General features: G+C 24.9%; 11 protein-coding genes and 2 pseudogenes. 11 read left to right on the forward strand and 2 right to left on the reverse strand.

Translation table 4 applies throughout. The features are described 5' to 3' along the window. Positions 1-335 precede the first annotated feature (335 nt). From C6B38_RS07525 to C6B38_RS07570, 10 genes and pseudogenes are all read left to right on the forward strand, one after another. Positions 336-563 carry a hypothetical protein gene (locus tag C6B38_RS07525; protein WP_146693361.1) on the forward strand — a complete coding sequence of 76 codons (228 nt, stop codon included), beginning with the start codon at positions 336-338 and terminating at the stop codon, positions 561-563. A 44-nt stretch (positions 564-607) separates the two neighbouring features. After that, complete coding sequence (locus C6B38_RS12435) at positions 608-724, forward strand: DNA methyltransferase (protein WP_443028759.1); 117 nt, start codon at positions 608-610, stop codon at positions 722-724. Next, positions 700-1098, forward strand: a pseudogene (locus C6B38_RS07535) (IS30 family transposase); the annotation flags it as partial. The gene C6B38_RS12435 and the pseudogene C6B38_RS07535, both read left to right, overlap by 25 nt. 253 nt (positions 1099-1351) lie before the next feature. Then, positions 1352-2212: a formate/nitrite transporter family protein gene (locus C6B38_RS07540; RefSeq protein ID WP_105299170.1), complete on the forward strand. Its 861-nt coding sequence runs from the start codon at positions 1352-1354 to the stop codon at positions 2210-2212. Positions 2213-2324: 112 nt separating this feature from the next. Continuing rightward, positions 2325-3617 carry an exodeoxyribonuclease VII large subunit gene (gene xseA, locus C6B38_RS07545; RefSeq protein ID WP_105299171.1) on the forward strand — a complete coding sequence of 431 codons (1293 nt, stop codon included), beginning with the start codon at positions 2325-2327 and terminating at the stop codon, positions 3615-3617. Then, entirely contained in the window at positions 3607-3828 is a 222-nt protein-coding gene (gene xseB / locus C6B38_RS07550; RefSeq protein ID WP_004029028.1) for an exodeoxyribonuclease VII small subunit, read from the forward strand. Before xseA ends, xseB begins: the two co-directional genes overlap by 11 nt. Positions 3829-3831: 3 nt before the next feature. Beyond that, positions 3832-4506: a hypothetical protein gene (locus C6B38_RS07555; RefSeq protein ID WP_105299172.1), complete on the forward strand. Its 675-nt coding sequence runs from the start codon at positions 3832-3834 to the stop codon at positions 4504-4506. A 13-nt stretch (positions 4507-4519) separates the two neighbouring features. After that, positions 4520-6298, forward strand: coding sequence for a 1-deoxy-D-xylulose-5-phosphate synthase (locus C6B38_RS07560; RefSeq protein ID WP_105299173.1), 1779 nt, complete (start codon positions 4520-4522; stop codon positions 6296-6298). A 66-nt stretch (positions 6299-6364) separates the two neighbouring features. Then, positions 6365-7459, forward strand: a complete 1095-nt coding sequence (locus C6B38_RS07565; RefSeq protein WP_105299174.1) for an aminopeptidase P family protein — start codon at positions 6365-6367, stop codon at positions 7457-7459. 4 nt (positions 7460-7463) lie between these two features. Continuing rightward, positions 7464-8666, forward strand: a complete 1203-nt coding sequence (locus tag C6B38_RS07570; protein WP_105299175.1) for a hypothetical protein — start codon at positions 7464-7466, stop codon at positions 8664-8666. Between the two features lie 488 nt (positions 8667-9154). Here C6B38_RS07570 and C6B38_RS12440 read toward each other — a convergent pair. Beyond that, positions 9155-9265 (reverse strand): annotated as a pseudogene (locus C6B38_RS12440) (IS30 family transposase); the annotation flags it as partial. Positions 9266-9468: 203 nt separating this feature from the next. Between C6B38_RS12440 and C6B38_RS07575 the strand changes: the two are divergent. Further along, positions 9469-9873 carry a hypothetical protein gene (locus C6B38_RS07575; protein ID WP_233485667.1) on the forward strand — a complete coding sequence of 135 codons (405 nt, stop codon included), beginning with the start codon at positions 9469-9471 and terminating at the stop codon, positions 9871-9873. 278 nt (positions 9874-10151) lie between these two features. Here C6B38_RS07575 and C6B38_RS07580 read toward each other — a convergent pair whose 3' ends face one another. Continuing rightward, positions 10152-11357 carry a hypothetical protein gene (locus tag C6B38_RS07580; RefSeq protein WP_105299176.1) on the reverse strand — a complete coding sequence of 402 codons (1206 nt, stop codon included), beginning with the start codon at positions 11355-11357 and terminating at the stop codon, positions 10152-10154. Positions 11358-11417 lie beyond the last annotated feature (60 nt).

Consider the following 11417-nt stretch of genomic DNA (forward strand, 5'->3'; position numbering starts at 1 on the left):
GGAGATGCTTTGGAATTTATAAAGACATTAGAAAACGATAGCGTTGATTTAATATTAACTGATCCGCCCTATTTATATAATTTATCAAAAAGAGAAAACGATTTATAAAGACATTAGAAAACGATAGCGTTGATTTAATATTAACTGATCCGCCCTATTTATATAATTTATCAAAAAGAGAAAACGAACAAATAAATGAAAAAAGCAATATAACCAAAAGCATAAATAAATATATTAATGCTATCTATGATAATAATTTACATAATTCATTTGATATAAATACTTATTTAGATGAGTTTTATCGAATTTCAAAAAATAAATTTATGTTAATTTGAATGAATAGACAACAAATTATTGATTATTTAGATTGAGTTCGTAAAAAAGATATGTTTTATGATTTTATCCTTTGAAACAAAACAAATCCAATGCCAACTAATAATCATATTTATCAAGATAAAGAATATTGTATGATAATTTATTCTAAAAAACATCGAATTCCAAATTATAAAAATGATTATGAAAGTAAAAAAACAATTTTTAATTATTCAATCGGAAAAAAATAACAAGACACCCAACAGAAAAACCATTATATATATTTAATCGATTAATTAGTAAATATAGTAAAGAAAATGATTTAATTTTAGATTGTTTTATGGGAAGTGGCACAACCGCGTATGCTTGTGAACAATTAAAACGAAAGTGATTGGTCTTTTGGGTTTGTTAAAGAAAAATTTATTAAATGGTGGTAGAAAAAATAGAACAAAGAAAAGACCTGATAATCGTGGAAAATTAGATGAAAGATTTAGGTTAATTTGAGATATTGAAAATAAAGTTTCTAATGTTGGTTGATTAGAAATGGATACTGTTGTTGGAAAAGAATATTTATCTAGTTGTTTAGTTTTAGTAGAACAATCAAGTAAAAAATACTTTGCTATGAAATTAGAAAATCATACTGCTAATGAAGTTTTAGAAAAACTTGAAGAATTAGTTAGAATTAATGGTTTAGTTAAAAAAATTAAAGGAATAATAACAGATCGCGGAAAAGAATTTAGTAAATTTGAAGAGATGGAAAAGATTACTGGTTCTAATGTTTATTACAATAACTATTACTGAGAAAATTCTTGTTGCTGCTTGATATTTGTATGATAAAAACGATTATCAACAAATATATGGCATTAAAAAATTTGTTATTTGAAATAATAACCTAGTTGAATTATTTTAAAATAAATATAAAAATACTGGTTATTAATTATTTTAAACCTAAATATAATCTAGGTTTTTATTTTTTATGATAAAATAATAAAGTACTATTTATAGAAAAATAAGATGTGAAAAAGAGGAGAAAAAATGAGTGACGAAATTAAAAAAAGAAGAAAAAGTAGATAATTCAGATAGTTATAGTAATGAGGATAGTTTTGTAAATATTTATAAGTATGCGTTAAAAAAAGGAAATAGTCCATTTTATAAAACATTTTTAATGGGTTTAGCTGCTGGTTTATTTATTGGGTTTGGTTATATTGCTGCAATTACGGCAACAAAGGGAAACTGAGATAATATCCCAATTGGATTAAAATATTTAGTTTTTGGCCTAGTCTTTACTGTTGCGATTACAATGATTCTTTTTCTTGGGGGAGAGATGTTTACGTCGAATTCTTTAGCATTAATTGTTGTTTTTAAAAAACAATTAAATGTGGGAAGATTTGTTAGTAATTTATTTATTGTTTTAAGTGGTAATTTCCTTGGCTGTTTAGTAATGGCTGGTTTAACGGCGTGAGGCGGTTTTTTAAATCATACGTCTGATTCTGTAACTGATTTTTATAATAATGTTGTAATTTTCATTGATGGAAAATTAGAGCACACATGATGAGAAAACTTTGGGAGCGCGATTTTATGTAACTTTTTAGTTGCTGGATCTATTTATGCTGCACATACGACTAAATCAGCAATTGCCAAATTTTTTGTTGTAAATTTAATTATTATGGCTTTTGCAATTTCTGGATTTTCGCATGTAGTTGCTAATTCATATTTATGATTTTTACAACCATTTTTAAAAATATTTGGTACAAGTGGTGGTTGAGCAGATTTTGGGAAATTTGCTTACAATGTTCAATTGCCAACTTTATTTGGAAATTTCTTAAGTGGAGGAATTTTCTTACCATTTTTATATTATTTTATTTATCGAAAAAATGTAAAAGAGCAATTAGTACTTTAATTTATTTTTTTAAAAAGAAGAAATGTTATTCCTTTAATAACATTTCTTTTTTAATTATTTTATTGTTTCAATGATATTATTAATTGGAAGATATTGATAATGGAGGGGGCAAATGAGTAAAAATATTTATACGGTTAGTGAAATTAATTATTATTTAAAAACAATGATTGAACAAGAACCAAATTTAATTAATATTTCTTTACAAGGAGAAATTTCTAATATTACAAATCATTCATCAGGACATGTTTATTTTACAATTAAAGATGAAAAAGCACAAATTCGGGCAATTATGTTTGCATTTAATGCAAAAAACTTGCAATTTAAATTAAAAGAAGGCTTAAAAATTATTGCGACAGGTTCTATTAAGGTATATGAACCGCAAGGAACATATAGTTTACAAGTAGTTGCTTTATCTTTACAAGGGGTTGGTACTTTATTTTTAAAATATGAAGCATTAAAGCAAGAATTAAGTAAAAAAGGTTGGTTTGGTCAATCTTTAAAAAAACCAATTCCACGTTTTCCAAATAATATTGGGGTAATAACAGCTCCAACTGGTGCTGCAATTCGTGATATTATTTCTACCATTCATCGCCGTTTTCCACAAGCAAACATTTATTTATTTCCAAGTTTAGTGCAAGGAAGTGAAGCAAAACATGATATTCGAGCAAAAATTAAGGCAGCACAGTCCTTTACTCCACACCTTGATACATTAATTGTTGGCCGTGGTGGTGGTAGTATTGAAGATTTATGAGCTTTTAATGAACTGGAAGTTGTTGAGGCAATTTATCAAGCAACTATCCCAGTTATTTCAGCTGTTGGGCATGAAATTGATTTTACCTTAGCTGATTTTGTTAGTGATTTACGAGCACCAACACCAACGGCGGCGGCTGAATTAGCAACACCTGATCAAAAAGAATTAATTAATTATTTGCAACAACAACGACGTAATTTAATTAATTTTGTTAAAGGCAGAATTGACAAGATAGGAGATAAACTAAGCGAATTAAAAAATAGTTATGTTCTAACAAGACCACAAGCATTATATACACAATATGAGCATTCTTATCAATTATTATTAAAGCAGTTTAATGTTTTACAAGAAACATTCTTTATAGCAAATAAAAATATGATTCAAAATTATTATCAAATATTGGTAAGAACAATTAAACAACAAATTTTAGCAATTGAACATGAAAAAAATAATTTAGTAAGCAAATTAGACTTGTTAAGTCCTTTAAAAACATTAACTCGTGGTTATAGTATTACTTATAATGATAATAAAAATGTAATATCAACAACACATGATATTAAGAATAATGATATAATAATAACACGTGTGCAAGATGGATTCATTCATTCAATCGTACAAGCAATTAATAAGGATGGTGAAAAAAATGACAAATAATAAATCATTTGAACAAATTTTAGAACAATTAAAGCAAATTGTTAATGATTTAGAAAATAATCAATTGCCATTAGATCAAGCAATTGATGCTTTTGAAACTGGCATTAAATTAACAAAATTAGCAGAAACTAAATTACAAGATATTAAAGATAAAGTCACTAAAATTGTTAAGGATAATAATCCAACTGATTTTAAAGTTAATGAAGAATAATTTATGGCAGGACAAATTTTTGAACGTAGTGGCTGAGTTAAAAAAAATAATATTAAAATTTGAAAAAAATTGCATGAATTAAAATTAAGTCGTGTAATTTTAAAAGATTTTAAAACTTTTGATGAAAAAGATATTTTAATTAAAAATTTTATTTATTTATTACGATTAAATAATTTAGATGAACAAGAATATTTTGATAGTATTATTTTAATTAAATTAGTTTTAATTTATTATCATATGCAATATATTCGTCATAGTGGGGTAAAACGTGAACAAGAACAAATTTTAAAAGTAATTAAGGAATTAAAAAATAAAATTTTTGTTAATTACCTTGGTAATAATTATGAGGAAGCAATTTTTGCCGATATTGATATTACTAATTCAAAAATTAAGATTTATTATAATTTTAATTTACTTTATAACTTTATTGCTAATGTTTTTTATCAACCTTTTATTAACCTGCCAAATCATGAATTATATTTTAATTATGGTTACTATCTTGTGTTTTTAATTAATTTAACAGTAATGAGAAAGTTATTAAAGGATAGCAGTAATGTGGAAATTTATAAAATAAAATTAGATGTAACAGCCCATTGCCATTATTTGATTGGAAAAATTACACCATTATATTTCAATAATTTTGTTCAACAAATTAATTATTTTTTACAAAAATATTAAGTGGGGTTAAAAAATGAAATTACAAGATTATCAGAATCATACTGATTTAAAAAATTTAAAAACAAAAGATTTAATTGAATTAGCAGAGTTTATTCGTTGTCTTATTATTGAAACAGTTACTAAAAATGGGGGGCATTTAGCTAGCAATTTAGGAACAGTTGAATTAACAATTAGTTTATTAAAAACTTTTGACATTGACAATAATGATTTGATTATTTTTGATACTGGTCATCAAACTTATGCTTATAAAATTTTAACTGATCGTAAAACACATTTTTCAACAATTCGCTTAGCGGATGGTTTAACTGCTTTTCAGCATATTAACGAAAGTAAATATGATCATCTTTCTAACGGACATGCGGGAACGGGGTTATCAACCGCAATTGCTTATAGTTATAATCAAAAATATAATAATATTATTTGTGTCATTGGTGATGCAGCATTTACTAATGGTTTAACTTTAGAGGCTTTAACTTATTTAGGAACAATTTCTAATAAAATTATTGTTATTTTAAATGATAATGGCATGAGTATTTCCAAAAATGTTAATGTTTTACATACAACAGTTAGTAAAGTCCGAACTGGATGACTATATCGTAGTGTTAGTAAAGTTGCAAAAGTTTTACGATATATTCCACCATTAACATTATTATGGTTGGGGCATTTATTAATTGAGAAAATTATTCGTAGTTTTGCAATTCCAGGGTTATTTGCTGGTTTTAATTTAGATTATATTGGGGCAGTTGATGGTCATAATTTTCGTAAATTAGCAAAAAGTCTTCGCCAAGCAAAAAAACGAAATACAAGTGTAGTTCTTCATCTTAAAACAAAAAAAGGCTATGGTTATGGATTAAGCCAAGCAGAACAAGAGAAATATCATTCGTATAGTTTAACTGATAATAAACATAATGAATGAAGTTATTATGTTGCAAAAACTATTGAAAAAATATTTCAAACATCAACAGAAAAATTTTATTTTATTTCTGCTGCAATGCAAGCATCAGTTCATTTAGAAGAATTTATGTTGCAAAATCTGCAATATTTTTTTGATGTTGGGTTAGCGGAAGAACATGCTGTTACATTAGCTGCTGGGTTTGCCTTAGACCATCAAAAAGTAATTGTGAATATGTATGCTAGTTTTTTACAGCGAACTTATGATCAAATTTTACATGATGTTGTTCGTAACCATTTACCAGTTGTTTTTTTAATTGACCGAGCTAGTTTAGCACTTGCGGATGGCGATAGTCACCATGGAATTTATGATATTGGTTTTTTAAATAGTATGGGTGATTTACCAATTATTAGCCAACCTGCAACTAGTAGTGAGTTTGATCAGTTATTAAAGTTAGCTTTAATAAATAAAAAAAATCCCTTCTTTATTCGGTATCCAAAAGGTGGAATTACTCAACAAGTTTTGTCAGTACCGTTTTCAGTTGGACAGTGAGAATATGTTATTAAAAATCCTAAAGCACGAATTTTATTAATAACATATGGCAATAATGTAATTAAAGCAAAAACAGTTATTACAAAATTAGATACAAAAAAAATTAATGTTATTAATGCTCGTTTTATTAATCCAGTTGATAAAGAAATGTTAAAGCAAATTAACACAGAAAAATACCAACAAATTATTATTTTTGAAGAAGTTATTAAAGAAACTGGTTTATATGCAAAAATTATTGATTTTTTAATTAATCATAATGCAACAATTTCACATTATGGTTATGAAAATGGTTTAATTAAAAAAGATGTAAATAATCTTGAAGAAATTTTAAGAAACTTAATTAATTAAGAAATATCCTTGTATTATCAAACAAAAAGAGTTAAATTTATAGAGAAGAAAAGGAGAATAATACTAATGGAATATGTTAAAGTAAAATTAGATAAAAAAGTAAAATTAGAGCAGTATTTAGAAAAATATCAAGTTGATGGAATTTTATTTGATTCAACCGTTAATCGGTTTTGATTATCTGAATTTGCTTCTTCCGAAGGATATTTGTTATTTACAAAAACTGAATCAATCTTGTATTTAGATGGACGTTATATTACTGCTGGTAAAAAGCAAGCAAGAAATGTTACACGTGTCGTTGAAATGGCAACGAATCATCCGGGTAGTTTTTTTGGAATGTTACAAAGTGATTTGCTTAAAAACAATGTCAAAACTTTAGCTTTTGAAAGTGATTACTTAACATATTTGACTTATCAAACTTTAACAACGAATATATCATCAGTCGCTTTAAAACCAGTTGATTTTTCAGAATTACGAGCAATTAAAACAAATGCTGAAATTGAGGCTTTAAAACAAGCATGTGCAATTGGTGATATTGCCATTAATAATGTTATTAACAAAATTAAAGTTGGAATAACAGAACGTCAAGTTGAACAAATTATTATTAATAGTTTTATTGAGGCTGGGGCTGATAAACCTAGTTTTGATACAATTGTTGCTTCTGGGTGACGAGGAGCATTACCACACGGACGTGCAACTGATAAAATAATTGCGAATAATGAATTAATTACAATTGACTTTGGTTGTATTTATAATGGGTATTGTTCTGATACAACACGAACAATTGGGTTAGGAACGCCATCATCTAAAATGTTAGAAATTTATGATATTGTTTATGAAGCACAAAGTTTAGGAATGCAAGCAATTAAACCAGGCGTTACGACAGCAATGATTGATAAAATTTGTCGTGATTATATTATAAGTAAAGGTTATGGCAAATATTTCACACATTCAACAGGCCATGGAGTTGGCATTGAAATACATGAATTTCCTCGCGTGTCACCATTTTGTGATGTTTTATTAGAACCAGGAATGGTTATTACTGTTGAACCAGGGATTTATATTCCTGATTTAGGCGGTGTTCGAATTGAAGATGATATTTTAGTCACCGAAAATGGGTTTCATCTTTTAACAGAAGCAAAACGTGAATTAATTTTAATTTAAGCTAATGAAAACAAAATTAACAAAAACACAAATTTTTATTCTTATCTTTTTTATTTTCATGATTTTGTTTCTATTCTTATCATTATTACTAATTATTATTGCTGGTAAAGAAATTTATTATATTCTTTCTAATAATCATCAATTAGGTTTAGTTGGTACTAGTGGTTTTGGTGTTGAGAAAGGTGTTCAAAATTTTCCATATGTGTTTTTTATCATAGAATATGGTTTTAATTTTATTTTTACAATGCAAATTAAAAATGCTGCTGGTGAAGTTTTTGCCTCAAATGTTATTCTTTTATATCAAATTGGTTATTTTTTCTTAGTAATAATGATTCCAATTTGTGCCTTAGGTTTTTTTATTAGTATTTTATTTTTTTTATTAAAACAAAAAAACCCAACATTAAAATCAGAAAATTCATCAGATAATAATGATGAACAGTTATTGGATGATTTAAAAACAAATATGAATCAAATTCAAGAATATTTAATTAAATTGCATAAAGATGTTAAAACATTAAAAAAAAATAATGGAATAATTACTTCAAAATCAGTTATACCAAATTCAACTCAAGTTAATGATAACTCAGTTGATTATCAAAGCCAAGATTTGGATCTTATTCAAGCAAAGCAAACATCACGGCAACAAAATTCAAAAATTATTAATCAAGATGAATTAGAACAAACAAATAGTGGAATTGAACGTCCGAAAAGTTTAGTTAATCCAACAAAATATATTATGCCAAAACGTGATGAAAATTTTGTTAATAATTTTCCAACGCAACAATTTTTATCAACAGAAATGTTATCTGAGTCAAAAAAAGAAAAGAAGCTTTCATTAAGTGCAATTTTTGATCGAAAAAAAATTCAAACCGAATTAGAACAAGATAAAATTGAAGTTGAAGAGCAAATTAATAATGAAGAAATTAATACTTTTTCGTTACAATTTAATGATCCAACGATAATAGAAAATCAAACATTTCATGAAAAGGTTGGATTTAATTTAAATAATTTTGATTATACAGCTGATGAACACAATAATTCTCTTGAAATTAAGTCTATTTATCAAGTTGGCGATCGAATTATTGATAATGCAATTGAGTATGAAATTATCTTAGTTGTTCCTCATCAACAAAATGATACTGTAATGTATGAATTAACTTTAAAATCAACAGAAGATGGAACAATTAAATCTCTTATGAGAGAATAATTTAAAAATATTTTTTACTAAGCAATTAAGATGTTAAAAACAAACAATATTTAACAATTATTTACGATTCGATAAAATAAATTAAAAACAATTCGAGATGAATTGTTTTTAATAAATTAGATTATATGTTACTATTTTTATTAAATGTTAAACTTGTAATTGTACAGTTGGTCTCATTTTTAATTTGTGTCAAATTATTAAATTTTATAACAAGAAAGAAGAATTAAATTTATGTTATAATTCCAACAATAAATTATGATGTAAAAACTTAAGATTTTTATATTTTTTAGATAAATATAAAAATCTATTCTTTTGTATTGTAAAGATGCAATTAGGTCAATCAACCCTTATTAATTTGATAATATACCTTTTATCAAAAAATGCAATATTTTTTTAAAAAAAAATAATTTTTTTAAATATGAGTTAATATTTTTAAGCACGACAAAAAGAAAAGTTTGCTACAAATATATAATTTATATTTAAAAAAATTAAATATTAATATTTTGTAAAAATACCTCTTTGGAGGATAATCAACCTAAACTCGGTCGTGGTTTTTCATTAATAATTTTCATAACTTTATTAATTTCTTTTTGAGTAACAAAAATATATTAAAAATAAAGTTCCATCTGAAAATGATTATTATGTTCGCGCAAATATAACATCTTTTATTCCAAATGATTTCATGATCGAAAATTTACCATTTAATAATAAAACTAGCGCAGTAACATTAAAAAATCCAATTAAAGTTTTAGCATAATAAAATTATATTAATAATCAATTATTTGATTTTGCTAAAAAAATAATGGATTTTTGAAATTATTATAAAATTGAAACTTATAATAATAAAATTATATTTAATGTAACCAAAACGGATTTTATTATGTTATCTGAAAAAATTAGTAATTTTCAACCAAGTGCTTCTTTTTTTGATAATATAGGTGCTATTTTTCGTTATCTTTCTGAAAAACATGATTTAAAATTACTTTTAAATTCAATAACTAGTAATGGTTGAATGAATTTAACAAATTATTCAAATTCATTTGTTTTTAATTTCTTCTGAAGACCAGATGCTCACAATTGTTATCCACAACTCGTTTTAATTTTTGCTTATAATTCATTTTCATATGGTTTATTTGTTAATCCTGTTCCCGTAGATAATAAAACAGGTTATGTGTTTTTACAGACAATTGAATTTAAAATTGTTTAAAATTGTTAAGAAAAGTGATTTTATTCAAAAAATAGGTGAGGAGCATGTGATACATCTTCATTGTAGTAATAAATATGACAATATAATAAATCAAAAATAGATATGGTCATACTTATCTTAATGCAAATCAATTATTTGTTTTAAATAATATTATTTATCATTAAAAAATCAACTCTTTTTTGAACATCTCCTTATTTATGTCTACTTTATTTTAGATGTGCATTTCTGAGTTGATTTTTTATATTTTAATTATGACTTATATATCAAAAACTAAGTTTTTATTTTTTTACTGGTAGTTTGATAAAACTAAAACTTAATAATAACATTCCAATGATAATACTATAAATAATTATATAAGTTAATATATTTGTATAAAAATTAATTATTATTGGAATGATAATTACACCTAATAATAAACTAAAGATAGCATGGCCGAAGACATGTTCAATCATTAGACCTAAGGTTAAATGGTCAGTACCAACTAAACTAATTATATTATTTTTTTGAATCCGGCTTAAATGCCCAAGAAAACATCCAATTAAGATTTGACTACCACCCAAGCCAATGGTTAAATATAAAATATGCGATAATTGAGTTTGGAAGGGAAAAAAGACAATTGTTAATCCTAATAATAATCCGATAGCAATTATAGTAATAATTGTATTCCAAATAATTTGGTGTTTAATATTATTACTGTTTATTTTCAGTAAATATCCAAATAAATAACTTATTTTTCGAATAACATATAAACTACCTATGACTATAATCATAATTGCTGTATTATTAAAAATTAAAATAGGAAGAATGTATCCAAATACTTCATTAATACTATATAAAAAACTTGATGAATATAAATAACTTCAAAATTGTTTGTTTTTTTTAAGTATTTTTCAACTACTAGGATTAATTTTAAAAGTAATTTCTTCAGTTTGAATATCATGGTTAAAAAAAATTAAACTAAAGTTAATTAATGCTAATAAACTAAAGTATCCTTGTAAGGAAATTTTAGTTGTTAATTCTGTTAAAAAGTATTGTAGTAAAAAAGGAATTATAATTGTAACAACACTTCCTACAATAAAATAAATACTAGGGTTTGTTTTTAATTGATGTTCACGAGCATAACTACGGATAATTTCCATTGAGAAAGGAACCATACCAGCAACAAACATTCCAGTACAAAAAAGAAATAGGGGATAAAAATAAATAATTAAATTATTATCAAAAAAATTAACAGTCATTAATAACGAAAGAAAAATAAAAAGAAAAAAACTATTAATTTGAAGAATAAAGGTATTACTCTTTTTTTTAACTTTAGCCCATAGTGGGGTAAAAAAGAACATTGCAATTGGAATTAATAAGAAGAATCAAATTTTTGTTAAACCAAATTTATCAAAAATTGCAAATGGAATAAATGAAAATAGTGCTCCCATCAAAATTCCTTGAATAATCATTATCACTTTTCAATTTCGTAATTTATTTGTCATTTTTGTTATCACATCCTTTACTTTATGTTATTTATCATATTATTACTTTTTAGTGCGGGG

Source organism: Spiroplasma sp. ChiS (assembly GCF_002968355.1).
Lineage (GTDB): Bacteria > Bacillota_I > Bacilli_A > Mycoplasmatales > Mycoplasmataceae > Spiroplasma > Spiroplasma citri.